Origin of the sequence: Micromonospora sp. ATA51, from assembly GCF_016802855.1 — a bacterium.
GTDB lineage: Bacteria > Actinomycetota > Actinomycetes > Mycobacteriales > Micromonosporaceae > Micromonospora > Micromonospora sicca.
Map to the genome: position 1 here is coordinate 75688 of NZ_JAEVHJ010000002.1, position 25103 is coordinate 100790.

Here is a 25103-nt window from a genome sequence, read left to right on the forward strand (position 1 = left end):
CGAGTGGTTCGAGGGCCGGGGCAGGAAGACGACCCAGTTCGTCAAGACCCCGTCGGGCTGGAAGATGAGCTCGCTGGCCTGGGACGACGAGCCCGCCTAACGATCGCTGCTCCTGGTCGAAGCGCCGACGTCCCGGAGACCCGGGGCCCGGGCAGGTCCGATTGGTCCTGGCCGGGCCCCGCTGGTCAGTGGGGCGTGCTGCGCGTGTTCAGCACGATGGCGATGGTGATCAGCCCGGCGCCGACGACCCCGGTCGAGCTGAGGCGATCGCCTAGGAACAGCGTGGCCAGGAGTGTGGCGACGAGTGGTTCCAGGAGCGCGATCAGCGCTGCCGTACTGGCCGGAGTGGTGCGCAGGCCCCGGAAGTAGAGGGCGTACGCCATCGCGGTGGGTGCGATGCCCAGTAGGAGCAGCAGTCCCACGGCCGCCGGGGTCGGGACGAAATCCATGCCGGATGTCACCGTGGCCGCAGGGGCGAGCACGGCCGCGCCGATCGCGAAGCTCACGCCGGTCCCGGTGAGATCGTCGAGGCCGGCGACGGGCCGGGTGCCGATGAAGGTGATGGTGGCGAAGCCGGCTGCCGAGAGCAACGCGAGTCCGGCTCCGGTGAGCGCATCCTTGGTGGTGATACCGCTGGCCGGCGTACCGACGAGCAGGGCCAGACCGCTGACGGCCAGCGCCACCGTGGCGAGCATCGACGCGCCGACCCGCCGCCGTCTGGTGATCCGTTCAGCGGACAGGACCAGGGCTGGTGAGGCGCCGATGGTGAGCAGGGTGGCGAGGCTGACGTTGGTCACTGACACCGCGGCGAAGAAGCAGGCCTGGAAAACAGCGGCGAGCAGTCCGTTCACGACCAGCCGGGCCCAGGCGTGCCGGCCGCGTGGCAGCGGCTGCCGGGTCAGACAGAGCCAGATCAAGACGAGTATGCCGCCGGCGGCGAGCCGGTAGGCGGCCACAGCCAGCGGTGACAGCCCCGTTTCGTGGGCAAGGAGGCTGCCGGTGGGGCCACCGGTGCCCCACAGCACGCCGGCGAGGACAAGCGACCACAGGCCGGTGACGGGGCGTCGGGCGGCAGCCACCGGTCGTTCGGAGACAAGCATGAGGAAATGGCTCCTGCGACGAGAGGAATGGGGGTCGCGGAAGCGGGGCGTACCGGACTCAGCGCTGCACGGACCGCGCGTCCAGCCGACACCGGCTGGACACGATGAGCAGAGGCGCCCCGCTCAGGAGCGCGGCGGGCTGATGATGTCGAAGGTCCGGGCCATGTTCCGATCCTATTCACGGCCGCCGCACGGCACGAACCCGTTTCGCGAGCCGACGCATTCTCAGGTCCCCGAACCGGTGCGACACTTCTACCGATGCCGCCCGCTGTGCGAGACGACACACCGCCGGGTCATCACACGTCCGACCAGTACCCCGTCCACAAGGGAGAGACCTACAGGAAGGGACCGAAGCCATGAGAGTTCTGCTCGCCGGCGCCTCGGGCGCCATCGGTACGCCCCTCACCCACCAACTCGTCGCCGCCGGCCACCAGGTCGTCGGCATCAGCCGCAGCCAGTCCAACGCCGAGCGGCTGCGCAGCGCCGGCGCCGAGGCCGTGGTGGCCGACGTGCTGGACCGCGAGAACCTGCTCGCCGCCGTACGGGGCGTGCGGGCCGACGCGGTCATGCACCAGTTGACCGCGTTGGGCACCACGAACATGCGGGCGGCGCTTCAGGGCACGAACAGCCTGCGTACCACCGGAACCGCCAACCTCCTCGCGGCCGCCCGGGCGGTCGGCGCCCACCGCTTCCTCACCCAGTCGATCGCGCTCGGGTACGGCTACCACGACCACGGCCCGCACGTGATCACCGAGGACGACCCGTTCGCCGAACCCGTGAGCGGCAAGCTCGGAGAGGCCGTCGCGGCCATCCGCTCCACCGAGGAGCAGGTGTTCTCCGCCGACGAGATGGAGGGCATCGCGCTGCGCTACGGATTCTTCTACGGGCAGGACAGCATGACCAGCATGATCGTCAACCTGCTGCGCAAGCGCCGGTTGCCGGTGCCCTCGTCCGGCGGCTTCGCCAACTTCATCTACCTGGAGGACGCCGCCGCGGCGACCGTGGCCGCCATGGAGAAGGGGCGCGCCGGACAGGCGTACAACATCGTCGACGACGAGCCGGTGCGCTGGGGGGACTACCTGGACACGTTCGCGGCCGAGTTCGGGGCACGCCGGCCGTGGCGGGTCCCGAGCTGGATGCTGCGGCCCATCCCGTACGTCCACGCGATGATGACCACCTCGATGCGCGTCTCCAACGCCAAGGCCAAGCGCGAGCTGGGCTGGGCTCCGGCGGTGCCGACCTACCGCGAGGGCATCCCGCTGGTGGCGCAGGCGAGCCGCTGAACGCCCGTTGTCAGGGCGCCCTGGACAGGAGGTTCGGGATCGGTCAAGATTCGCGGTCATGGCCCAGACGACGGCTGACCCCACCGAGCGCGGCGACCTGTCCGGCGAAATCCTTGCCGTGGCGGGGCGGCTGGCCGACCTGATCGGCGCACTACCCGACGCCGACATCCCCATCCCCACCCCCGGCGCGGAGTGGACCGTCGCCGAGGCGGCGGCACATCGGGCCATGGCCAACGAACTCATGGCGACGATCGCCGCCGGCAGACCGGCGACGCACGGGGATGGAACGAAGGCCGGGCTGGCCGCCGCGAACGCCCAGGCGCTGAGCGAGGACGGCGAGCGCGCCCCCGCCGTCCTCGCGCAGCGGATCGCCGGACAGGCTGCCGCGTTCCTCGAGGCGGCCCGGGCCCGCCCCGCCGCCGAGGTCGTCGACACCCCCATGGGCCCGATGCCGCTGGGGGTGTTCGGCTGCTATCTGCTCGCGCACATGCTGGGTGGCTGGCCTTCCGGTTTCTCGGCTTCTTCGCCATCCGTGATGACGTGACATACCCCTGGCCGGGACCCGTCAGCGGGGTACGGTCACCTGTTGCTCCGGAGTCGGCTTGCCGGCGCCCGGGAAGTGCACCTCGGTGTCGAAGGCGAGCACGCCGTAGTGACCGCCCGAGGTGTATCCGGTGAATCGGATCGTGTAGGCGTCGCTGCCCGTCGTCGCGGTGACCGCGTGCGGCACCAGCCGACCGCAGGACGCGGTGTGCCCGGGACCGTTCCCGCTCGGTGAGGTGGCGGTGAGGGAGTAGTCCTGTTCGCCGGCGTGGCTGACCCGACAGGTGATGGTCAGGCTCAGCGGCTCACGCGAGTCCGGGAGCCATCGGCCGCTGTCGAGGAAGAACGGCTCGACGAAGACGTAAGGGTTGAGGTAGTAGCTGCCCGTGTCGTTCTTGCGCAGCCGTTGGGTGCAGAAGCGGAAATTTCCCTTCGTCTTGCCGCTGCGCGAGACGTACACCTGTTGGCCGGCCTGGAGGGTGCACGTCTGCGACAGCAGGGTGTAGCCGCGGGGGAATTCCGGGGCCGGAGTGGCCCTGGCGGCCGGGGCCGGCGGGGCGGCGGCCGAGCCGCCCTGCGTTGCCGCCGGCGGGCGCGGTTTCGGCGTGGGGGAGGCGCTCGCGGACAGGTTGCTCGGCGTTGGTGTCACCGCCGCACTTGTCGTCGCCGCAGCGGCACTCGCCGTCGCTGCGGCGGTGGGCGCCGGGGTGGTCCAGGCGGCGCCGGCTCCGGCGGCACCGGATCGGGCGCAGCCTGCAAGGCCGGTGGCGAGCAGCAGCAGCGTCAGTGCGCCGCGGCGGACGAGCGGGCAGCGGCGCCGGATCTGTGCGCTCACCGCTGCAGCACCGCGGTTGCGTAGCCGTCCGGGTAGAACTGGTAGTAGTCGCGGTACCGGACCGTGAAGGTGGTGGTGCCGCGTGGCAGCGAGTAGGTGAGGGTGTATCTGCCGCTGGCGTCCAGCTTGCCGCGCCAGAACTCCCGCTCGGCACCGCCGTTGGTCGACGCGGTGATCCACCAGTAGTTGTCGTCGCCGATCGGCGAGCTCCAGGTCACCGTGAGCTGCGCGGTGCCCTTTTCCTTGCCGGTCCCGACCTGGGCGGTGACGGCCAGGTCGGTAACCGGCGGCGCCGGCGGGTGCGCCGGCCCGAAGGAGTGCAGCAGCTGCGTTTCCTGGTAGGGATCGGTCGAGGTGACCGCCCAGGCCCGGGTGCCGTCCTGGTTGACCAGCAGCGTGCCCTCCCAGAGGCTGTCGCCGCTGCGGAAGTCGACGGCGTACGTCGGGACCGTGCTGCCCTTGGCATAGAGGTAGACGTCGGCGTCACCGGAGGCGGTCGAGGCGCGGCCGATGGCGACGGTGGAGCCGTCCCCGGACCAGGCGGCGTCCTGCGGATAGACCCTGCTGGGGTAGACGGTGGCGTCGGCGAGATCCGGCAGCCGGTACGCGTGGTGCTCGTACGGGTGGCCAACCGTCTCCACCACCTCGGTGCCGTCGGGGCTCACGGCGTAGTCGATGAGGTTGCTGCCGGTGTTGTCCCGCCGGGCGACGATCGTCGGGCTGTCACCGGAGACGTCGATGACGTACGTGGTGACGGGCGAATAGTCGGTGTCGCCGGCGACGAGGAGACCGGGCGCGCCGGGGCTGGCGTCGATGATCGGGTGGTAGTTGGGGCCCCCGGTGTAGACCACCGGCGGGGTGCCGGGCGCGGACCAGATCAGCAGACCGCCGGAGCCGATGCCGGCGTCGATGAACCCGCCGACGACCTTCTCGCCGGTCGGTTCGACCGTGTACAAGTGGGCGCCGGGGGGCGCGGGGTAGCTGGCGATCATGGTGACCGTGGCGGCGTCCAGCGCAATGATCCGGTTGAAGCCCTGGGCCGCGTACAGGATCCGCCCGTCGTCGCTGAGGACGAGGTCGGAGATGTCGGCGACGGCCGTGACCCGGTTCAGCAGCCGGCCGTCGAGGTCGGTCACCACCAGCGGCAGCCCGCCGCCGACCCCCTGGGCGATGTAGAGGCGGCCGCGCGCCTCGTCGAGTTCGATCGCCCGCAGGTCGTCCACCGGCAGCTGGACGCCGACGCTCTTCAGCGGGGCCGTCTCGGCGGCGGCCGGCGCTGCTCTCAGTAGCTCCCCGGCGCTGAGCCCGATCGCCGCGGTTATTCCGGACGCCAGCAGTTGACGACGCCGCATCACACCTCCCCGTGTCGGCCAGCCGCCGTACCGACGGCCAGACGAGACCCTAGTACCGAGCTCGCGGGGTTTGGAAGCAGCGCGATGACGTGATCTGACGAAAGGACCAGGGCACCTGTCGCTGGTCTGGCCGCGGGCGCCCTGGCGGGTAGCACTCCACCGGACTGGCGTCAAGGTTCGGTGACCGAGCCGCACGGAAATCGGGGTTGACTTCACGGGTGTTCCCGGGGCGTACTCGATATACGTTCCCGCACCGCCGGCTGGCGCGGTCGGCCACAAGGCGGCGCGCAGGCACTCTCAGGACGGGGTGCCTGCTGTTGCTCGCGCTGGCGTTGCGGAGGACATCGAGAGATGGGAGGTCCCACATGAAGGATCACTCGTCGGCGAGTTGAGTCGCACCACTGTGGCGCTTGTCGAGCGCTGCCGGTGGCGAGAGTCGCGACCCCTTGTGGCTCGGCTTGGCCGTCTGCCCCCGATTTCCGCCCGTTGACCTCAGCCTGCAGTACGGGTTGTGGCGGCCACCTGCTGCCCGGCTGTCTTCCCCTGCGCGGGGCTTGGATTGTTCACGGGCTCGATCACAGAGAGGTATTGCCCGACCTCTGCACGCACAAGGGGTCCGCCTTGCCGGCATTCCCCGGCAAGGCGTCGCACCGGCCGGAGAACTGGCCCTGTGCGGGTAGGCGCGACCTGGACGGCCGTCGCTCTTGAATCCCTACAAACGAAGCTGGACCACGAACATGATTTCAACTCTCATCAATACAAACAGGCTGGCGGTTGCCTTCTCGGTCCGCCGGCCCATGGTGAGGCCATTCGAGGCTCTACCCGGACGACGCGTCGGCAGGTGGTGGGCCGTTGGCACCACTTGAGCAGCGGCCGCCTGACCTGCCCAACGAGATGCGGTCGGGGCGGGAGCGGGTGGAGAATCGGATCCAGGTGCTGATCATGCTGTTGATCGGCGGCGCGGCCAGCGCAGCCTCGTTCCGTCACGTCCATGACGTCGCGGCGGCGCACGGCCAGCCGGGCTGGCTCGCCTGGGCCAACGCGGTCGTTCTGGAACTGGCCTCTATCGCCGCCGGTCTGGAATTGCGCCGCAACCGGCGCCTAGGTGCCGACCCCACCCCGCCCGACCACACTGCCCGGCCCACACCGGGCAAGCCAGGACCGCCGCTGATCGTGGACGCCGCGGTCCCGGACACCCGCGAGCCGGTCCCCGGACCGCCGCTGCCGGTCCCCACGGGCACTGCCACGGTCCAGGACCCCACCACCGCGGTCCCGGACCAGGACCTGGCGGTCCCGGACCGCCGCGACAGCGACCCGCCGGTCCGTGACGGGGGCCCCGAGATCACCGCGCTGGTCCCGGCCGCCCGGACCGCCGCGCACACGCTCGCCACCCAGGGGACGCCGCTGTCCCGCAAGGAACTAGCCCGGCAACTACGCGCGGACGGGCACCACCTGTCCAACGCCACCGCCTCAGCGCTCGTGCGCGTCCTACGCGCCGAGGCCGCCCCACCGGCCCCGGCCTCGCCGAACCTGTCGCATCAGGAGGCCGCGTGACAGAACCACAACGGGCGACTTCTGTCAGACCAAGCCGCCCCTGTCAGACCAGTGCCTGTCAGGAAGCCCGCCTCCTGACAGAACCTGACCCGACCTGTCAGAGCGAACACCACCCCGCCCGCAGCCAGTGCACCTACTGCCCCTCCACCCGCACTCCGATCATTAAAGGAGCGACGAGCATGCTGACCCAGCTCAACGACCCCCACCGGCGCGACCAGCGCTGTCACCGACCCGCATCACACGCCCGCTCACACCACGATTACAGCGGTGTGACCGGCCATGCCGGTGTCGGTGTCGATCCCCGTTTCACCGTCCGCCTTGATACTGACACCCAAACCGACCCCCCGTTCTCGCTCACCGCCCAGGGCAGGCCCGCTCTCACCGAGCCCGATCGGTTCCAGACACACCCTCATGTGTGGGGTGTCCCCCCAGGGGCCGCCCATGCGTAAACCACTACCGGCACCGGATCCGCTGCTGCGCCTGCAGGCCAGCATCACCGCCCGCGACGACCGCCTCCTCGGCTGGCTCTACGACCACGGACTGCTGACCACCGACCAGATCGCCGCCGCCCTGTTTCCGTCCCTCGATTTCGCTCAACGCCGGCTACGCCGCCTCACCGTTCTTCGCACGGTGGACCGGTTCCGACCCAACAAACCTGACGGTGGCTCCTACCCGTACCACTACCTGCTGGACCAGCTCGGCTACGAACACGTCCGCGCCCAGCGCGGACTCGGCCCGCCACGCCGGGACCAGGCACGGCGCCGCAAACAATCCCTCACGTCACGTCCGGACCTGCCCCATCTGCTTGGCGGCAACCAGGTCTTCATCGACCTGGCCGCCCACGCCCGCACCCATGCCAGCAGCCATCTGGACCGCTGGCAGCCCGCGTCCGCTTTCCATGACCCGGGCGTGTTCTACCGCAAAGGCGGGGACCTGCAGATCATGGTCCGCGGACCGAGCGGCTTCCCCCGCCCGGACGGCGCCGGGGTGTGGACCGAGCAGGATCGTTCGGTGCCGTTCTTCCTCGAATACGACACCGGCCGCGAACGACTCGACATCCTCACCGAGAAGATCGCCAAGTACGAACGCTTGTATGCGATGAGCACTTGGGCATGGCCGGTGCTGTTCCACCTACCGTCGGCGCGACGTGAGGCGAACCTGCACCACCGTCTCACCGGCGCCACGCCACGAGCGTTCATCGCCACCACCACCGCCGACCTACGCGCCGCCACCGGCGCCAGCCCCGCCGAGCAGGTGTGGCACCTGGTTGGTCTCGGCGCCGGCCGTCGCCGCCTCATCGACCTGCCCTACATCGACACTCACCACGACCAAGAGTTCCTCACCCGCACCGCGCCCGGCCCGCACGGGCCAGCATCCTGATGGCCGTGACGGTGTGAGCAGCCCGGTTGACCGGGCTGCTCACACCGTCTATTCCGTAGCGGCGGGTGCGGTAGGACCGGAAGCCGGGCGGGCACCTGCGACCAAGCGGCGAGCCAGCCGTGAGATCACGGAGCTTGGTACGTCCGCTGCTCCGACTGCCACGCCCGTAGCGCACCCTTGATCCGCTGGTTCTCCGCCCGCACGTCGTCCCGCTCGCGAATACGCCGCTGCAGCTCGAAGGCAAGGCGGTGCAGCAGGGCATCGACTTCGTCGACCCGGTAGCCGCGCCGCCCTCGTCGGGTCAACGGCAACGGCAGCGCGGCGATCCGGTCCGGGGTGAGCGGGCCGCGCAGGGCGTGCCGGCTGCGGTAGACGGTCATCGCCACGGAATCCGATCCGGCAGGTGGATCCGCTCGCCGGGCACCCCGGCGGCGAGCAGCCGCAACCGCGACCCGGCCAGCATCACCGGCGGACCGCACACGTAGACCTGCTGATCACCGCGCAGATGGTCGAGGGCGACGGTCAACGCGTCGCCCCGCTCCCCCGGCTCGGCAAGGGAGTCGTGGGAGAACGCCGGCACGACGGTCAGCCAGTCGTGGGGCTGCTGGAGCTTGTCGAGGGTGATCGCGTCGTACAGGCTCGCCACGTCACGACTTCCCACGATCAGCGTCACGCGCCGGCCGTCCGGTGCGGCGGCGACCTGCTCGACGATCGCGCGCAGCGGCGCCAGCCCGGTGCCGCCGGCGATCAGCAGCAGATTCTCGCCGTGCAGGCTCAGCCCGGTGTCCGCCGGCGGGCCGAGGTGGAGCAGCTCTCCGGGGCATACCTGATGGACCAGGCTGGTGGAGACGGCGCCGCCGCGGACCGCGCGGACGTGCAGCTCGACGGTGCCGTCCGGGCGCGGCGCGTTCGCGGGGCACAGCCAGCGCCACCGGCCGGGCCGGCGCGGTGTGCAGACCGGCACCGCCTGGCCGGGCCGGTAGGGCAGCCGCCGCCACGGCCGTACCGTGATGACGGCAACCCCGTCGCAGGCCAGATCGTGGTCGAGCACCTCAACCGGCCACCAGGCCGGGCCATCCCCCGCTGTTGTGGCTGCCGACTCGACTTCCTGCCAGGACACGGCGGTCCGTAGCGCATCGTCGATGACCGCCTGATGCTCTGGTCGCAGGCCGAAGCGGCGGTACGCGCGGCCCAGGACGCTCAGCAGCGCCAGCCTTTCGGGGCGGTCCGGCCCGTCGGTGAGCCGGCGTAGGGCGGCCTCGATCAGCGGGGCGTCCCGCTCGGGCAGCAGACCCGGGCAGCGGTCCTCGACCTCCTCCCAGAACGAGCGCCGCCGCAGATAGCTCTCCGCGCGGCGATGCTCGGCCTCCGACCAGCCGAGATACGGCAGGTCCGTGTTGGTGGCCAATGCTCTTGCCACCTGCTCCGCCAGCCGGTTCCGGTCCACCCCGATCAGGTACGGGGACAGCTCCGCATCCGCCGCGACGAGACTGAGCCAGCGGGCTACCGCCTCGGGGGTCTCCTGTTCCGTCACGCCGGCTCCCCGAGCTGCTCCTCCGTGAGGCCGGCGGCGTGGATCGTCGCGTGAGCCCAGCGGACAAGGGGACACGGGTACGGGACGCGTTCGCTGCGGCACAGCTGGCCCTGCGGCCACGGCTCGGGGGCGTGGACGCGGACCGCCTGGGCGGCGAGCGCCAGGTCCTCGTCGGTGACCGGGGTGAGCACGGGAAAGTCGGCGAGTACGGCGGACATCGGTGGGCGCCTCCGGCGGTGGGGAGCGTGGAGTGGCGCCGGGGCGGGCGGGGACGGCCACCGCCGTACGGGGGAACGACGCGGCCGGGGCCCAGCACCCGCCCCGGGCCATGCGATCAGCCTCGTGTTCGCGCTGAGCCGAAACTACAGCGCCGGAGGAGCCTCAATGACGCAGAAGTGAGGCGTCTGCGTACCCGCCGGATCGACGGTGGTGTTACTACAGTGGCGGCAGAACGGAGGGAGATCGGGCGTGGCCCTGAAGCGGCACCGGCTCTGTCAGCGACGCAAGGCCCTCGGGTTCAGCCAGGAGCGCCTGGCCGAGCTTCTCGGCGTGGAACGGTCGACCGTGGTGCGCTGGGAGAACGTCGAAACAGATCCCCAGCCGTGGCATCGAACCCGGATCGCCTCCGCGTTGGGAGTTACGCTCGAACAGCTCGACGACATGCTTGTTGACGTGTCGGTGGCAGCACATCGAGGGCAGGCCATGGGAGATGACGCTCGCAGTGCCGCCTCCGGCGCTGCACGGCTGGAACTTCTGAGCGGCCTACGCACGTTCCTCACCAGCTACCTGACGGCGCCTGAGGGGCCGATGCCATCACTTGCCGACGTGCGGCGGGGCGTTGGCCGGGTACACAACCTCTACCAGCGGGCGAGCTACACGTCGGCTGCTCGTCTGCTGCCGGACGTGCTCAGCCAGGCGACAGCCCTGACTGGCCACGCCAGCGGACTGCATCGCAGCAGCGCCTTTCGGCTGCTCGCTGCCGCCTACATCGCGGCATCGAAGCTGGCAGCCAAGGTCGGTGACGGTGACACCGCCCTGCTGACCGCCGATCGGGCTTCCACCGCCGCCCGGTTGGCGGACGACCAGGCCTTGGCAGCCGTGGCCGCCTATCAGGCGGCATGCGGCCTCATGCGGCTGCCTGGGAGAGCGGGCGACGCCGAACAGATCGTGCTCACCAGCGTTAACCGCCTCGGTGCCGTTGATAACCCGGACCTGCTGTCTGCGCAGGGAGCGTTGGTACTGCTGGCTGCCGTGATGACCGCTGGACAGGGCAGCTCTAAGGAAGCGGGCCAGTTCCTTACGCAGGCCGGAAACCTGGCGGCGGTGCTCGGCTCAGATCGCAACCGGCTGTGGACCGGGTTTGGTCCGACGAATGTCGTCATCCACGCGGTCTCCGCTGCGGTTCGAGCCGGCAATGCGGATCAGGCGCTGGAGATCGGGTCGCGGCTCGACACGTCGCGGTTGCCGGCGGTGCTGGTCGGTCGAAGGGCCCAGGTACACGTGGACTTGGCGGCAGCGGCGTTCATGTCCTCCGGCGATCGATCAGTCTCGGTGCTGCACCTTCTTGAGGCCGAGCGGGTGGGCGCCGAGGTGGTTTACACCAATGTGCAGGCGCGAGCGCTGCTGCTGGACCTGCTGGCTAAGGAACGGCGGGCGCCTACGCCAGGGCTGCGGCCGCTGGCGGAGCGGGCTGGGCTGCTGGCATGACTCAACGGGGTGTGCTGGCTCTGGTGGTCTGTGCCGCTCCTCCGGTGCTGCGGATCGGTGAGCTGATTGAACTGCTGCTCGCAGACGGGTGGGCCGTCTGCGTGACCGCTACGCCGACAGCAGCGACGTGGATTGATCGGAGGGCTGTGGCGCGTCAGACGGGGTATCCGGTGCGGGTGGAGTGGCGGATGCCCGGCGAGCCGGAACTTCACCCGTCGGCGGATGTCGTTGCCGTGGTGCCGGCGACCTTCAACGTGATCAACAAGTGGGCGCTGGGGATCAACGACACGCTCGCGCTCGGTATCCTCAACGAGGCACTCGGCACCGACATCCCGGTGTACGCCTTCCCGAACGTCAAGGCTCAGCTTGCCGCCCACCCGAGCTACGACCGACACCTGAGACAACTGGAGAGTGCAGGCGTCCAGGCAATGTCGATGACGAGCGATCCCAACTGGCAAATGATCGGCGACCGACTCCACGCGTCCACTCGACTTGGGCCTTCTGTTTGATCGAATTGACGCCGGATCGTCGTCGAAACGGCGAATGCTTCAGCCTGTCGGCGAGAGTGACCGGCGTGGGTGCTCGTAGAATGCTCGCTTGTTTGTATTCAAAGCCTGTCTGCTACCCTGGTGATAGACGGGGCGGTACGGGTTGATCCCGCGACCCGGCCATCGCAGCGGTTTAGGAAACCGATGCTCTATCCCCTGAGCTACGAGGGCGCGAGTGCCCAGCCTACCTGCCAGCAGATACTCACGAGTGCCTAGGAGTGCCCTCCCGTATCCACCGGTGTGGGCTGCCCTTGCGCCGACCGGCGGAGCACACAGGGAGCATGCGATCGTCGACCGGCCGGGTCCATGCCCGTCACTGCCCAGCGCTGACCAAGACTGCCCGGCAGCGCCCACGACTCACCGAGCAGATTTCGAGCAGAGCGGCAGGGACCAACAGCCTCCAGGCCCGCCGCCAGAGTGCGGTCCGGCAGGCGCCCCATCTGGCAGACGGAGCTCCAACCGTCGTCCCGCCATCCTCACTGTCTGCCGCCGACCCACACCGTGGAGCGGGCCGCCTACGGACCCATCGGCGAAACCACGAGCGTGGTCAGGTACGTTCGGAGCAGGATCGGCCCGTTGGGCCTCACCGCTCGCTCGTGGGCTGGGCAGGCTCGAAGAACAGGCAGGCCGCGCTTGCCGGGGTGATTCCACAGGAGGGTCACAGGTGCACCCGAAACCAGCGGCATTGAGCCCGGCCGTCTCGGCGCAGATGAGTCGGATGCCGAGTGCACGTACCAAACCCGAGATGCTCCTGCGACGGGAGCTGCATCGACGGGGACTGCGGTTCCGGGTCAACCATCCTGCCCTGCCAGGGCGTCCCGATGTCGCGTTTACCAGGGTTCGCCTCGCCGTCTTTGTCGACGGCTGTTTCTGGCACATGTGCCCACAACACTCGACGATGCCCAAGAACAACGCTGCTTGGTGGAGCCAGAAACTGCATCGGAACGTCGAGCGGGACAGGGAGAAAGACGCCCATCTGCGCTCGCTCGACTGGCACGTGCTGCATGTCTGGGAACATGAGGATCCCGTGGTTGTGGCGGACGAGGTGGAGAGGCGCTGGCGCGCGCTGAGGAGTACCCCTGCCATGTGAGGGTCGGTTTCGTGATCTTGGACCGGCTGTGGCATCCTGGTCGTCATCGAGGACGTGACGGAGGGGATTGTGGCCGGCAAAGCGTGGTACGACGTGGCCCCATCGGCGGCGCGGCTCACCGGATCGTTGCGGGACATCGGCTACGACTTCTCCACCGCCGTGGCCGACATCGTCGACAACAGTGTCGCCGCCGGAGCCACCCGCGTAGAGATTCTGATCGAGCACGACGGCGCAGACTCGAGGGTGTTCATCGCCGACGACGGCCGCGGCATGTCCGCCCCAGCGGTGCTGGAGGCGATGCGCTTCGGCACCCGACGGTCCTACGACCGCGGGGAACTCGGCCGATACGGACTCGGATTGAAGACCGCCTCCCTCTCCCAGTGCCGCCTCCTCACGGTCGTCAGCCGCAGTTCGACGTCCGTGGTACGGACATGCGCCCGATCGCTGGACCTCGACCTGATCGAGGATTGGGACCAGTGGGTGGTGGTCGATCCGTCACCGGCGGATCAGATGGTCGGCCGCGCCCGACAGTGGTTGGCCGAGGGAACCGGCACCGTTGTTCTCTGGCGGTCCCTTGACAGGGTGCTGCCCGAGAATCGACCGGAAGGTGGGTGGGCTCGCCGGCGGCTCGAGTCACTGGCCACCCGCGCCGCCGAACACCTGGGTATCGTCTTCCACCGATTCCTCGATGGCGTCCCGGGGCGTCCGCAGCTCGTGATCACAGTCAATGGGCAAAAGGTCCGTTCCTGGGACCCGTTCGCGCAGGACGAACCGGCTACAGTCGAGTTGCCCCCGCAGAGGTTCGAAATTGAAGCGCCCGGCGCCGGCGGGCATGTCCGGTTACGGCGTTTCGTCCTGCCCTCCCGTGACCGTTTCACCAGCCCGGCAGAGTTCGAGCGCATGTCCGGGCCGATGAACTGGAACCGTCAGCAGGGTCTCTACGTCTACCGGGCGGACCGGTTGGTCCAGTGGGGTGGCTGGAGCGGTATCCGAGGGATCGACGAACACACGAAGCTCGCGCGGGCGGCGTTGGAGTTCGACACGGATCTGGACGCCGCGTTCAACATCAACGTGGCGAAGATGCGCGTCGCCCTGCCTGCTCAGCTGCGCACGCTGCTCGAGCCGCCGCTGAACGAGCTGTGCGTCCTTGCCGACGACGCCTACCGCAAGACGTCGCGCTCCGGCAGCCGCCCTCTTCCTTCCGACCTGTCAGAGCCTCCCGAGTCGCGGGCCGCGACGCACGCGGCCGCGAGGGCGGGGCTCGCCCTGAGAATGGCGGCGATGCAGGCCGGTCAGTGGGCGGCGTGGGAGGCGATCGAGGCCCTGCTGCGCCAGCAGTCTCCCGAGGTGGTGGAACTGCTGGGTCTCGACGCAAACTGACGGGGCATCAGAACAGCTGCTGTGACTGCGTGCGCGCGCCCGCGCACTTCTTCAGCAGCGGGCACACGTGACAGGCCGGCTCCACAGGACGGCACAGGGTGTTGGCCAGTTCAATGAGGCCGAGGTGGGCGCGCCTCGCGTCGGTGTCGATGCCGATCATCCGCGCCACCTCGAGGCGTCCGTCCGTGAGCCGGTTCTTCCGGTCGACCGGATGACCGCTGAACCGGGCCGCGACACGCAGGACGCCCTTGGTGACCAGGACGGGCTCCTCGGAGTCATCCTCGGTGCCCGCGGGGACGACGAGGATCGCCAGGTCCGCCACCGACTCGTTGAGTCCCGGAATCCGCCGTAGCGCGTCGTCGTCGCGCAGGGCGGCGGGGGTGTCTGCCAGGGTCCGGGCGAGTTCGGCGACTGTGCCGGCCCGGCCGGCGCGGGAGATGAAACCGCCGGTCAAACGGAGGTTGTCCTCCTTGGCGAGGGTGTCCTGCGGTTGCCGCCACGTCTCGAGCAGTTTCCAGACCTGCTTCGTGACGTCCGGGTGTGCACGGTCCAGCAGGATCTCCGCCTGGATCACCTGCCAACGGGTGTCCGCCCGCAGCCATGGGATTCCGCTGACGTATTCGGCGTCGAACCAGCGCGCGAGTGTGTCCGCGACTTCGCGGGTGTTCGTGTGGGCCGGTGCGTGAGTCTGCAGGGAGGCCCTGACCGCGCGCGCCAGATGCTCGCCGAGGACAGGAGGAACGGCGTTGCCGATCTGCTTGAACGCCGCGGACGGCGGCCCGGCGAAGCGGAACCCGTCAGGGAATGTCTGCAGCCGTGCAGCCTCCCGCACGGTGATGGTGCGGTTCTGGCGGGGATGGATGTACCAGTAGCCGTCCTTGGCGATGTGCGCGGTGATGGTCCGGGACAGATCGTTCTCGTCCAGGCGCTTGTACTTGTCGTCGAAGATGTCGTCGCGGTAGCGCTTCATCTCGTCGGGTAGGTCCGAGTAGCGGGTTCGGGCGTCCATCAGCTCGAACGCACGCATGTCGTCGTCGCGGACTGGCCGGGTGATGTGGTCGAAGACCTTCATCGCGTCGTCGGTGGCCACACCTTCGCGCATGCGCTGCTGGAATTCGCTGACGGGTCCGCCGTATTCGGCCCATCCCTCCGCGCCGCCGTCGGGCCGCCATCCGCCCTCCACCTCGGGAAGGTCCCCGATGGCGTTCCAGACGCTGACCCGGTCGGGCTGCTCGGCGGGCCAGTCGAATGACACTCCGTCGTGCAGGGCCACGAGTATCAGCCGCTGCCGGAACTGGGGGACGCCGTAGCGGAAGGTGTCGACCACCTTCTCCTCGACGGCGTAGCCGAGGGCCTCCAGTTCGTGGACCATCGTGCGGAGAATGAACATCTCCTTGTCGAGGGCCATGTCGGGCACGTTCTCCATCAGAACTGCCGGCGGTCGGGCCAGCTTGATCACCTCGAGGAACGACCGCCAGAGATCCCGCCGCTCGTCGTATGGGTCACGCAGCCCGTGGCGCACCTTGTGGCGGATTATCGACCGCCCTGCTTTGGAGAACGGTTGGCACGGCGGTCCCCCGGCGAGAAGTTCCACCCCGGCTGCGCGGATCACTTCGGCCACCTGCCTGATCCGGTCCGGGTCGCCGAGGTCCCAGTCCACGCTGAGGCCGGCGTGGTGATGCCGGTGCGTCTCCACCGCTTCGGGGTAGTGGTCGACGGCCAGAACGACACGGTAACCGGCCTTTTCCAGGCCCAGGCTGAGACCTCCGGCGCCGCTGAAAAGGTCGGCGGCCAGACGTTCCCCGCGCGCCCTGGCCTGCTCCGCGTAGCGCAGCAGCCCTTCGTCGTTTTCGCATGCGTCGGTGTGGGGAGGTAGCTGGACGAATGGTCCGCGGACCAGTCTGACGCCGTAGGCCCCCCGCCGGGCCGACGGGTCCCGTGCGGGCCGGCCCTCGTTGTCGACAGCGTCGTTCACGTGCACGCACGTTACCCGTGCGGGCCCGGCGGACCCAGTGGGACCCGTCGGCCGGCCGCCTGATCCTCCACCCGGACATACGCACGACCCTTTCGGCGGCGGACACGGGACAAGCGTGGAGCGATTCCGTCCCACCGGTGGGTGGCCCCTGCCGGGCGGTGGTACCGACCGGCGCCATTAGGTTCGTCGGGAGGGCGAGGGCGGAGGTAGGGATCACACGTCGGGGCGGCCGCCGACGACCGGACGCACCTGACCGCAACTTTCCGACGGTTCCTGTCGTGTGCTCCACTTATGCTGAAAGATGGCTCCGGTACCCCAGCCGGGCCTGCCGGTCCAACCCCCGAGCCGCACGCCATTGTCCGGAGAGGTCCATGCCCACCCTCAGCCTCTGCACGAACACCTTCGATCCGGCGTCCGCCGGTACGCCTCTGCAGGCGGAGGCGGCCGGTGCGTGAGTCGGACCTCGACTTCTACGCCTACAACCTTCTCGAGGAGGTCCGGGCGTACGCCGAGATCAACGACTCCGATCCGCAGGAGGCGTTCGCGGGTCTGGTACTCGAGCAGCTCTCCGGCGAAGGCCTGACCGAGGACGCGACCGTCGTCCGTTTCAAGGACCACGGTGTCGAGGTGAGCGGTTTCGGTCTGTCATCCGACGACAGATGCCTCGACCTTTTTCTCACCAGCTACAGTCCCCGGGCGGACGAGGACCACAAGATCAACCGGTCGGACGTCGAGGCGGCGTTCCGACGGCTGGAGAACTTCCTGTCCCGGTGCCTCGCCGGCACCCTCGTGAAGAATGAGCCGTCGTCGGAGCTCGCCGGCATGGCCACGACGGTCACTGAGAAGTTCTCCGAGGTCGACAAGGTCCGCTTCATTCTCATTTCCAACGCCCGCAGCGTCGTCCGGGACCCGCTCGCCGCGCTGACGTTTCAGGACCGGCAGATCATCCGGGACGTCTGGGATCTGCGCCGACTCGCCAACTGGACAATGTCCGGAAGCCGCGCCGAACCGATCGTCGCTGAGTTCCCCGACGGGCTGCCGTGTCTGGGAACCCCCGACACGAGCAAGGACTATTCGGTCTTCCTCGCCATCGTGCCGGGCAACGATCTGGCCGACCTGTACGCGCGCCACGGCGCCCGGCTGCTCGAACGCAACGTGCGCTCCTTCCTGCAGGTCAAGGGCGCGGTGAACACCGGAATCCAGAAGACGCTTCGCGAACATCCGGAGCGGTTCCTCGCCTACAACAACGGCATCGCCGCGACAGCCACCGCCGTCGACTTCGACACCGACGGCACCAGCCAGCGGGTGATCCGCCGCATCCATGACCTGCAGATCGTCAATGGCGGACAGACGACCGCCTCGATCCACCACGCACGCCGTAGCACGGACATCAGCGCGGTGCTGGTCCAGATGAAGCTCACCGTTGTGTCCCCGGACCGGCTCGACGACATCGTTCCGAAGATCTCCGCGTATTCGAACACCCAGAACAGGGTCACCGCCTCCGACCTGAAGGCGAACGCAGGGTTCCACGTCGACGTCGAGCGCATCATGCGGACGCTGTGGGCGCCGCCCGGCCCGACCCATGACAGCGACACCCACTGGTTCTACGAACGCGCCCGTGGCCAGTACGCCAACGCGGTGACCGGCGAGTTGACGAGGTCACGGCAGAAGATCTTCAAGGCCATAAACCCGCCGGACCAGAAGTTCACCAAGTCTGAACTTGCCAAGTTCGAGGTGTCCTGGTCGATGCGGCCGCAGCAGGTCAGCCTCGGTGCCGAGAAGAACTTCACGTTGTTCTCCGAGTGGCTCGACCAGCATTCGGTGACCGTCGACAAGAACTACTGCCGTCATCTGGTGGCCAAGGCCATCCTCTTCCGCCGGTCGGACAAGCTCGTCGCCCGGCAGAACTTCGGAGGGTACAAGGCCAACATCGTCGCCTACACGGTCGCCAAGCTCGTGCACGCCACCGGGGGTCGTCTCGACCTCGACCGGATCTGGCGGACGCAGGACCTGTCCCCGGCGACGAGGGAGGCGGTCATCGAGCTGTCGGCGCTCGTCCAGAAGGTCATCACGTCGCCCCCCGGCGGTAGAACCCACGTCGGCGAGTGGGCCAAGAAGGACGAGTGCTGGGACGCCGTGCGGGACATCGACTGGGTGATTCCCGGACATCTGGAGATCGAACTGGCCGAGATCGACACGTACGCCGCCGACGTCGAGGCGCTGCATGCCTCCACTCCCGACAACTGGCACGACCTGGCCGCCTGGGGCGATGCCACCGGTACGTTCGACGCTGCCCAGCGGGCAACGGTCCGGGAGATCGCGCAGGCGCTCATGCAGGGCTACACGCCGGCCGGCAAACAGCTGCGGGCCGCCTCGGTCCTGATGGAACTCGCCCGCAAACGGGGCTTCCGCCCCATGGGCGGTGACGGACAGCAGCGCCCTGGCGCGCCCTCAGTGGGGAGCAGATGAGATGACCGGTTGGCGCCAGGACGTGCCCGTCCTCGGATCGGTGGAACTGCCACCCGACCCGCACGCACTCGATGCCCTGGGTCGTAACCACTCCCTCGAGACCGCCCTCGCGGACCTGGTCGACAACTCCGTGGACGCCGGCGCCAGCAACGTCCTGATCCGGTTCATCCAGCACCATGCCCGGCTGATCGGCCTGTACGTGGTCGACGACGGACGGGGTATGACGCCCGGATCCATCGACACCGCTCTGACCCTCGGCGGTCGACGCGATTACCGGGCGACGGACCTCGGCCGCTTCGGCGTCGGCCTCAAGGCAGCATCGTTCAGCCAGGCGGCAAGCCTGACGGTCCTGTCCAGAGCAACCGGCAACGATGCGGTCGGTCGCCGGTGGCTGCACGGGGAGAACCGCGATGGCTTCCACTGCGACATCGTCCCCGGAGACTTCGCCGCGGCCGAACTCGATCGGCCGTGGCCGTTCAGCACCTCACCGTCGGGCACCGTCATCCGGTGGGACCGGGTTAGCGGCTTCCCGGCATCCGACGATCCTCAGCAGGTCGGCGTCTTCCTTTCACGAACGATGGACCACCTGCGCGGCCATCTCGGACTCATGTTCCACCGCATCCTCGCGCAGGGAAAACTGCGCCTCACCGTCGACGTCGAGGACGTCGACCGCGGCGTCGGCATCCCCGCCGACGTGGAGCCGATCAACCCGTTCGGATACCGAAACGCACCGGACGGCTGGCCCAAGACGCTCACCGCCGCCGTTGACGGCTCCCTCCTGACAATCCAGTGCCACATTTGGCCACGCCGGTCCAACGCCGTGGAATACCGGCTGCCGGGCGGCGCCGAGCAGCGACAGGGCCTCTACTTCTACCGACGCGACCGGCTCCTGCACGCCGGCGGTTGGGAAGGCATCCACGCGCCAGACAAAAAGCTGCAGCTTGCGCGGGCGGCCATCGACATCGACGGTGACGTCGCGGGGCTTTTCACCATGAACCCCGAGAAGTCACGGGTCACCGCCGGAGCCGGATTCGCCCTGGCCGTCGGCGCCGCCCGAGCCGAGGACGGCACGACGATCGCCGACTATCTCAGGGCGGCCGAGGCGACATGGGGAGTCAGCAACCAGCGCAGCACCGCCCAACGCCGCCCCGTGACCCCGCCCGGACGCGGCATCAACCCGAGGGTGTGCCGCGAGATCGTGGACGAACTGCCACAGCTCAACAGCGAACCGCTCAACATCATCTGGGCGAAGTTCGACAATGACGACCTCTTCCAGATCGACCGCGACGACATGACCTTGCTGCTCAACCGGCGCTACCGGGCGGCGCTGCTCGGTGGCCGCCGCGGAGGCCTCAACGACGCACCCCTGGTGAAGGCCCTGATGTTCCTCCTCATGGAGAACGTCTTCCAGGGCGTCCACCTCGGCGCCCGCGACAAGGACAACATCGACCTATGGCAGGAGATCCTCACCACGGCGGCCAAGGCCGAACTGTCGTCCTTCGGTGCCCTGCCGTGACCGTCCCGGACCGCCACCTCAGCGGGGACAGCTTCGCCAGCTATCTGGCGACCGGAGTGCCGATGGAGCACCCCGTCGAGGGCATGCCCCGGGTCATCTTGTTCACCGACCCCGCGAACCACCGCATCGGTCTGCGCGGACCTGCCCGCAGCAATGAGACGCCCCGTCCCACCGGGCTCGAGCACCTCAGCATGAAGGTCGTCCACCAGGGTGCGGACCGGCTGATCGAGATCGCCGTCGACAACCCCCGGCTGTTCGCCGACGCCTACCCGGTGTTGTGCGGTGTGGCCGACCGCGCGCAACTCGACGGCATGCCGCTCAGCTCCGCGCTCGCCGAGACACTGCGGCGGCTCGGCCACCTGATCAGGGCCGAGGACGCGCTCACGCGCGAGGTGGAGACCGGGCTGATCGGAGAACTCTGCCTCGTCGCGGGTCTGGCGGGGACGAACTCACCGGAGCTGGCGGTGCGGGCGTGGCGTGGCGGTACCGAGGAACACGACTTCGGGCTCCCGGATGTCGACGTCGAGGTCAAGACCACGACATCGGAGAACAGGATCCATCGCATCTCCTCGGCCACCCAACTGCAACCCACCGGCGACCGTCCGCTCTGGTTGCTGTCGCTGCAGATCACGAAAGCCGGGAGCGGTGGAACCACCGTCGCCGCCCTGATGGCCCGCGTTCGGCAGATGATTCCCGCGGGGGCCGTCCGGGACGACTTCGACGCCTGCACCCGACACGCGGGATGGCGACACCGCTACGCCGACGGCGTGCTGCAGCGGTGGCGGCTGCGCAGCGCGCCAACGCTGTTCGAGGTCACCGACACGTTTCCCCGGCTGACCGAGGACTTGCTCAAGGCGGCCGGGGTGGACCTGCATCACGTCACCGACATCCACTACCGGCTGGATCTGACCGGCAGACCCGCCGACACCCCGCCCGAGCTTCTCCGGGCTGCGGTAACGGCTGGACGACAGGAGCTGCAATGAGCGACGCCGTCACCATCGCCTACAGCGCCGCCCTGGACGCGATGCAACGCACCGGCCCCATGCAGATCCACCCGCTTGCTGCGATGATCGGCAACGACGCGGGCCTGACTGACGGGGCGGCGCTGCGCGCGCATCTGCACTCTGCCGGACCTGAGGACGCGCTGCGCCAGCAGTTCGCCCAAGCGCTCGCCGGTTGGGACCACGCGGATTCCGACGCGGTGTGGGTTGCAGGCACCGAGCGCAACACTGCGGCCCGGCGCACCGCCATCGTCGCCGCCCTGCAGCTGGACCCGGCGACGCAGCAGGTGATCGCCGGGCTGTTTCCCTACGCCGCTGCCCCGATCGTCATCGCCGACGACTGGCAGGAGTGGCGCACCCCTGAACGCCGCAACGAGCGCGACTTCTACTGGGCGCATTACCGTCGGTACCTGCTGGACAAGGGCTGGGACCCGGGCGTCGTCGCCGGGCTCGACCACGCCACCGAGGATGTCGTGAGACGGCTGTCCGACCCGACACGAGAGCTGGCCTATCAAGCAAAGGGCCTCGTCGTCGGCTACGTGCAGAGCGGCAAGACCGCGAACTTCACCGGCGTCATCGCCAAAGCCGTCGACGCCGGGTACCGGCTCGTCATCGTTCTGACCGGCACCACCAACATGCTGCGCGCCCAGACTCAACGCCGCCTCGACATGGAACTGGTCGGCCGGGAGAACCTCGAACCCGAGATGTCCGCCCACGACAACAAGGGCCACGAATACCAGGACGACCCGGACTGGGAAGCCGACCGCTTCGTCCGCCACGGCGGGCGGCCCTCGGACGCCGGCTACCCCGACATCCGCCGCCTCAGCACCCACGGCTGGGACTACCGGCGTCTGCGCCAGGGATTCCTGGCACTGGAGTTTCCCCGACGGGAACGTAACCTGCCCCTGTTCACACCCGCCAACCTCTACACCAGCGACGCGCGGCTTGTCGTGGCCAAGAAGAACAAGACAGTCCTGCAGGACCTCGTCGCCGACCTCGGCCGCATCAGCGAACGCCTCGGTGAAGTTCCCGTCCTCATCATCGACGACGAGTCCGACCAGGCGTCTGTCAACACGACGAGTCCGAAGAAGTGGAAGGACGACAGCAAGGAACGTACGGCGATCAACCGCCTCATCGGCCAACTGCTCACGATGATGCCGCGGGCCCAGTACGTCGGATACACCGCAACGCCCTACGCCAACGTCTTCGTCGACCCGTCCGACGTCGAGGACATCTTCCCCCGCGACTTTCTCGTCTCCCTGCCACGGCCGTTGGAGTACATGGGCGCCGAAGACTTCCACGACTTCGACACCGACGTACCCCTCGCGCAGCGCCCACTCGACGAATCCCAGGAGAAGCGGCACGTGCGGCTCCTCGGCGAGGAGGCACAGGACAGCGACCTGCGTACCGCACTGGACATGTACGTCCTGACCGGTGCGGTGAAAATGCACCGCCAACGCCACGGACACGGCCCCTACCGGCACCACACGATGCTCGTCCATGAAGCCATGGCAAGAGCCGCGCACGGGCACGCCGCCAAGGTCATCAACTCCCTATGGGACGGCGGCCACTACCGGGAAGCGGAAGGCCTGGCGCGCCTGCGGGCCCTCTACGAGTCGGACGTCCTGCCCGTCAGTGCGGCGGTGGAACCCGACCTGCCCACACCCGCCGACTTCAACGACCTCAAGCCCGACATCGGTGCAGCGCTGAACCTGATCAGCCCACCCGACCGGGACACCGGGCCGGTCATCGTCGTCAACAGCGATCCCGACCTGGACCGGCAGCAGGAGAGCCTCGACTTCGACCGTAGGCGAGTGTGGCGGATCCTCGTCGGCGGCAACAGCCTCGCCCGAGGCTTCACGGTCGAGGGCCTCACCGTCACCTACTACCGGCGGGTCACCAAGCAGGTCGACACCCTGATGCAGATGGGCCGCTGGTTCGGCTTTCGACCCGGGTTCCGCGATCTCGTCCGGATCTACACCACCGAGGAACTCCACGACATGTTCGCCGCCGCGTGCAGGGACGAGGAGTACCTCCGCGCAGAACTCCGGCGCTACTCCCAGCCTGCCGACGACGAACGGCAGATCACGCCGCGACAGATACCTCCCCTCATCGCGCAGCACCGCCCCGACCTCAGACCGACCGGACGCAACAAGATGTGGAACGCGAAACTGGTCGAGAAGAGTTCGCCGGGCGAGCCCATGGAACCCGTCGCCCACCCAGACCCGGCAAAGGGAGGCGCGCAGAAAACGCGGGACAACACAGCCGCGTGGCTCCCCATCCTGGCCCATGCCCGGACAACGGTCGAGTTCAAGAGCGTCCGTGTCGGCAAGATCGACGACATCTCGGTCACGCAGGATGCCGGCACCGTCTACTCAGCACGCATCGCCGTTCTCGCTCACCGCGACCTCATGGACGTGCTGCGCTCCTTGAAATGGCTCACGCCGGACACCTTCCAACCCGAACTCACCTGGCTCCGCAGCCTCACTCCCGACCAGCTGGCACGCTGGGTCGTCATGTTCCCGTACCAGGTGTCGGACAAGAGTCTGCGAACCATCCGCGGTCACGGGCCCTTCAGCATTTTCCGGCGGGTCAGGACGACGACCGGGGCCCTACGGGCCATCAGTGAATCGCGGCACCGTAACGCGGCCAACCGGATCGCCGGCCTGAACACGTCGGTCGTCGATCCGGAAGCCGACCGACTGCACGCGCCAGCGACCGGAGCTCTGATCGTCTATCCCTCAGTCGAGGACCAGGTGCCGGACGCACAGTCCATCGACGACGGCCTGGTCACCCTGGCGTTCCACCTGGTCACCCCCATGAGCACGATGCCACTGAACGGGAAGTTGATCAAGTGGCAGACGGAGGACAGCGTCAACCGGTCCGCGATCGTCGTCGATGCAAAGCGTCAGACTGAAGCCCGACACCAGTAGGCCAGGTTCTAGATAGCACCAGCAGGCCAAGCTTCGGTTTCCTTGCCGGCGGCAGCTGACCGGACAACCATCATCGAAATGGCGGAGGCGGTCGGGATGTCCGCCGCAAGAACCAATAGCCAGGGGCTGAAGCGCAGCAGTGTGCCCGCTCAGTGCTGGAGACGATGTCGAGCTGATCAACGAGCGCAGAGACGATGTGAAGAGCGGCCCGGAGGTCGACTGGCTGGGCATGCCCGTCCCTGGACCCAAGAGGAATGATCAGCCAAGGGCTGTCCCCATGATCAGCCGGGGTCAGCAGCCAGCCGCCACAGGTCGAAGATCAACCCAGGCCGGCGTGCGCGACCTAACCCGCCTTCGTTGCCCCGGTTTCCGGATGGTGGGTGCCGGGGCGATGCGCAGCCCGGCCTTCATCACGTACACCTCTCGCTTGTTGACCGCCTCGCCCCGTTTGCTGAGGACATACCCGGTGAGCCGGATCCAACCGTGGTAGGTCGGGGTCGAGTCGACGGACACCACCCGCATCCGGAGCGCCCGTTCTCCCGCGAACTGCACCGAGCACCCTCGGCCGATGAAGACCACGTCACCGGGGCGAGGTGTGGTCACCTCAGCCATCCGAGGAACCTGTGGTGGAGGGTGCCTGCCGGTGCCCAGCTCATGTCCTGAGTCGCGGCCACCAGGTGCGAGCCCATGTAGATGCTCAAGGACACCGGAGCGCCGGCGTACTCGGCGAGCAACTCTTGTCGACGAGTACGGCAGGGCCAAGGGGCGCCACACCCGCCGCAGGTCCAGGTCGGCAGCACCGGCCCGTGCGTGGTCATCGGTCCTCACCCGGCCAGTGCCCCCGGTTGATCGGCAGGCGGTGCGTCGCCCGGCAGGGCAGGTCGGTCCCGCAGCGGCAGATCC

General features: G+C 68.7%; 20 protein-coding genes. 12 read left to right on the top strand and 8 right to left on the bottom strand.

Features of this window, described 5'->3' with window-relative positions; genetic code table 11:
• Positions 1 to 185: 185 nt before the first annotated feature.
• Positions 186 to 1100 (bottom strand): DMT family transporter, encoded by a 915-nt coding sequence (locus JNW87_RS00995; RefSeq protein WP_238452723.1) that lies wholly within the window; start codon positions 1098 to 1100, stop codon positions 186 to 188.
• 356 nt (positions 1101 to 1456) lie between these two features.
• Here JNW87_RS00995 and JNW87_RS01000 point away from each other — a divergent pair, with 356 nt between their 5' ends.
• Both JNW87_RS01000 and JNW87_RS01005 read left to right on the top strand, forming a co-directional pair.
• Entirely contained in the window at positions 1457 to 2383 is a 927-nt protein-coding gene (locus JNW87_RS01000; RefSeq protein WP_238452724.1) for an NAD(P)-dependent oxidoreductase, read from the top strand.
• Between the two features lie 58 nt (positions 2384 to 2441).
• Positions 2442 to 2927, top strand: coding sequence for a maleylpyruvate isomerase N-terminal domain-containing protein (locus JNW87_RS01005; protein WP_238452725.1), 486 nt, complete (start codon positions 2442 to 2444; stop codon positions 2925 to 2927).
• A gap of 21 nt (positions 2928 to 2948) precedes the next feature.
• Here the strand turns inward: JNW87_RS01005 and JNW87_RS01010 are convergent, their stop codons facing one another.
• Both JNW87_RS01010 and JNW87_RS01015 read right to left on the bottom strand, forming a co-directional pair.
• Complete coding sequence (locus tag JNW87_RS01010; RefSeq protein ID WP_238452726.1) at positions 2949 to 3761, bottom strand: hypothetical protein; 813 nt, start codon at positions 3759 to 3761, stop codon at positions 2949 to 2951.
• Entirely contained in the window at positions 3758 to 5113 is a 1356-nt protein-coding gene (locus JNW87_RS01015; RefSeq protein WP_238452727.1) for a hypothetical protein, read from the bottom strand. Before JNW87_RS01015 ends, JNW87_RS01010 begins: the two co-directional genes overlap by 4 nt.
• A gap of 852 nt (positions 5114 to 5965) precedes the next feature.
• On the opposite strand from JNW87_RS01015, the gene JNW87_RS01020 reads away from it, so the two are divergent.
• Together JNW87_RS01020 and JNW87_RS01025 are read left to right on the top strand one after the other, a co-directional pair.
• Positions 5966 to 6667, top strand: coding sequence for a DUF2637 domain-containing protein (locus tag JNW87_RS01020; protein WP_238452728.1), 702 nt, complete (start codon positions 5966 to 5968; stop codon positions 6665 to 6667).
• 441 nt (positions 6668 to 7108) lie between these two features.
• Positions 7109 to 8047, top strand: a complete 939-nt coding sequence (locus JNW87_RS01025) for a replication-relaxation family protein (protein WP_238452729.1) — start codon at positions 7109 to 7111, stop codon at positions 8045 to 8047.
• 125 nt (positions 8048 to 8172) lie between these two features.
• On the opposite strand, the gene JNW87_RS01030 is transcribed toward JNW87_RS01025, so the two are convergent.
• The 3 genes from JNW87_RS01030 to JNW87_RS01040 are packed head-to-tail and all read right to left on the bottom strand — an operon-like array spanning position 8173 to position 9799.
• Positions 8173 to 8427 (bottom strand): DivIVA domain-containing protein, encoded by a 255-nt coding sequence (locus JNW87_RS01030; RefSeq protein ID WP_238452730.1) that lies wholly within the window; start codon positions 8425 to 8427, stop codon positions 8173 to 8175.
• The gene (locus JNW87_RS01035) at positions 8424 to 9581 is read right to left on the bottom strand and encodes an FAD-binding oxidoreductase (protein WP_238452731.1); all 1158 of its coding nucleotides are present in this window, start codon (positions 9579 to 9581) and stop codon (positions 8424 to 8426) included. The genes JNW87_RS01030 and JNW87_RS01035 overlap by 4 nt, the downstream gene beginning before the upstream one ends.
• On the bottom strand, positions 9578 to 9799 hold the full coding sequence (locus JNW87_RS01040) for a hypothetical protein (RefSeq protein ID WP_238452732.1): 222 nt from the start codon (positions 9797 to 9799) through the stop codon (positions 9578 to 9580). The genes JNW87_RS01035 and JNW87_RS01040 overlap by 4 nt, the downstream gene beginning before the upstream one ends.
• 250 nt (positions 9800 to 10049) lie before the next feature.
• On the opposite strand from JNW87_RS01040, the gene JNW87_RS01045 reads away from it, so the two are divergent.
• From JNW87_RS01045 to JNW87_RS01060, 4 genes are all read left to right on the top strand, one after another.
• The gene (locus tag JNW87_RS01045) at positions 10050 to 11288 is read left to right on the top strand and encodes a helix-turn-helix transcriptional regulator (RefSeq protein WP_238452733.1); all 1239 of its coding nucleotides are present in this window, start codon (positions 10050 to 10052) and stop codon (positions 11286 to 11288) included.
• Between the two features lie 11 nt (positions 11289 to 11299).
• On the top strand, positions 11300 to 11797 hold the full coding sequence (locus tag JNW87_RS01050) for a flavoprotein (RefSeq protein WP_238452734.1): 498 nt from the start codon (positions 11300 to 11302) through the stop codon (positions 11795 to 11797).
• Positions 11798 to 12545: 748 nt separating this feature from the next.
• Positions 12546 to 12926, top strand: coding sequence for a very short patch repair endonuclease (locus JNW87_RS01055; protein WP_255543263.1), 381 nt, complete (start codon positions 12546 to 12548; stop codon positions 12924 to 12926).
• A gap of 54 nt (positions 12927 to 12980) precedes the next feature.
• Positions 12981 to 14306: an ATP-binding protein gene (locus tag JNW87_RS01060; protein WP_238452736.1), complete on the top strand. Its 1326-nt coding sequence runs from the start codon at positions 12981 to 12983 to the stop codon at positions 14304 to 14306.
• 7 nt (positions 14307 to 14313) lie between these two features.
• Here JNW87_RS01060 and dcm read toward each other — a convergent pair whose 3' ends face one another.
• Positions 14314 to 16287, bottom strand: a complete 1974-nt coding sequence (dcm, locus tag JNW87_RS01065) for a DNA cytosine methyltransferase (RefSeq protein ID WP_238452737.1) — start codon at positions 16285 to 16287, stop codon at positions 14314 to 14316.
• A 441-nt stretch (positions 16288 to 16728) separates the two neighbouring features.
• On the opposite strand from dcm, the gene JNW87_RS01070 reads away from it, so the two are divergent.
• Genes JNW87_RS01070 through JNW87_RS01085 form a run of 4 tightly spaced genes read left to right on the top strand, consistent with a single transcriptional unit; the run spans position 16729 to position 24200 of the window.
• Positions 16729 to 18750, top strand: coding sequence for an AIPR family protein (locus JNW87_RS01070; protein ID WP_238452738.1), 2022 nt, complete (start codon positions 16729 to 16731; stop codon positions 18748 to 18750).
• Position 18751: 1 nt separating this feature from the next.
• Complete coding sequence (locus JNW87_RS01075; protein WP_238452739.1) at positions 18752 to 20266, top strand: ATP-binding protein; 1515 nt, start codon at positions 18752 to 18754, stop codon at positions 20264 to 20266.
• On the top strand, positions 20263 to 21249 hold the full coding sequence (locus JNW87_RS01080) for a PD-(D/E)XK motif protein (protein WP_238452740.1): 987 nt from the start codon (positions 20263 to 20265) through the stop codon (positions 21247 to 21249). Before JNW87_RS01075 ends, JNW87_RS01080 begins: the two co-directional genes overlap by 4 nt.
• On the top strand, positions 21246 to 24200 hold the full coding sequence (locus JNW87_RS01085) for a Z1 domain-containing protein (RefSeq protein WP_238452741.1): 2955 nt from the start codon (positions 21246 to 21248) through the stop codon (positions 24198 to 24200). Before JNW87_RS01080 ends, JNW87_RS01085 begins: the two co-directional genes overlap by 4 nt.
• Before the next feature lie 291 nt (positions 24201 to 24491).
• Here JNW87_RS01085 and JNW87_RS01090 read toward each other — a convergent pair whose 3' ends face one another.
• Entirely contained in the window at positions 24492 to 24812 is a 321-nt protein-coding gene (locus JNW87_RS01090) for a hypothetical protein (RefSeq protein WP_238452742.1), read from the bottom strand.
• Positions 24813 to 25103: the final 291 nt, after the last annotated feature.

Bases quoted from the DNA above. Each gene is read 5' to 3' on its own strand.
- JNW87_RS01085 (WP_238452741.1), top strand. From the start codon at position 21,246: ATGAGCGACGCCGTCACCATCGCCTACAGCGCCGCCCTGGACGCGATG.
- JNW87_RS01025 (WP_238452729.1), top strand. From the start codon at position 7,109: ATGCGTAAACCACTACCGGCACCGGATCCGCTGCTGCGCCTGCAGGCC.
- JNW87_RS01000 (WP_238452724.1), top strand. From the start codon at position 1,457: ATGAGAGTTCTGCTCGCCGGCGCCTCGGGCGCCATCGGTACGCCCCTC.
- JNW87_RS00995 (WP_238452723.1), bottom strand. From the start codon at position 1,100: ATGCTTGTCTCCGAACGACCGGTGGCTGCCGCCCGACGCCCCGTCACC.
- JNW87_RS01090 (WP_238452742.1), bottom strand. From the start codon at position 24,812: ATGGCTGAGGTGACCACACCTCGCCCCGGTGACGTGGTCTTCATCGGC.
- JNW87_RS01005 (WP_238452725.1), top strand. From the start codon at position 2,442: ATGGCCCAGACGACGGCTGACCCCACCGAGCGCGGCGACCTGTCCGGC.
- JNW87_RS01075 (WP_238452739.1), top strand. From the start codon at position 18,752: ATGACCGGTTGGCGCCAGGACGTGCCCGTCCTCGGATCGGTGGAACTG.
- JNW87_RS01015 (WP_238452727.1), bottom strand. From the start codon at position 5,113: ATGCGGCGTCGTCAACTGCTGGCGTCCGGAATAACCGCGGCGATCGGG.
- JNW87_RS01030 (WP_238452730.1), bottom strand. From the start codon at position 8,427: ATGACCGTCTACCGCAGCCGGCACGCCCTGCGCGGCCCGCTCACCCCG.
- JNW87_RS01040 (WP_238452732.1), bottom strand. From the start codon at position 9,799: ATGTCCGCCGTACTCGCCGACTTTCCCGTGCTCACCCCGGTCACCGAC.
- JNW87_RS01055 (WP_255543263.1), top strand. From the start codon at position 12,546: ATGAGTCGGATGCCGAGTGCACGTACCAAACCCGAGATGCTCCTGCGA.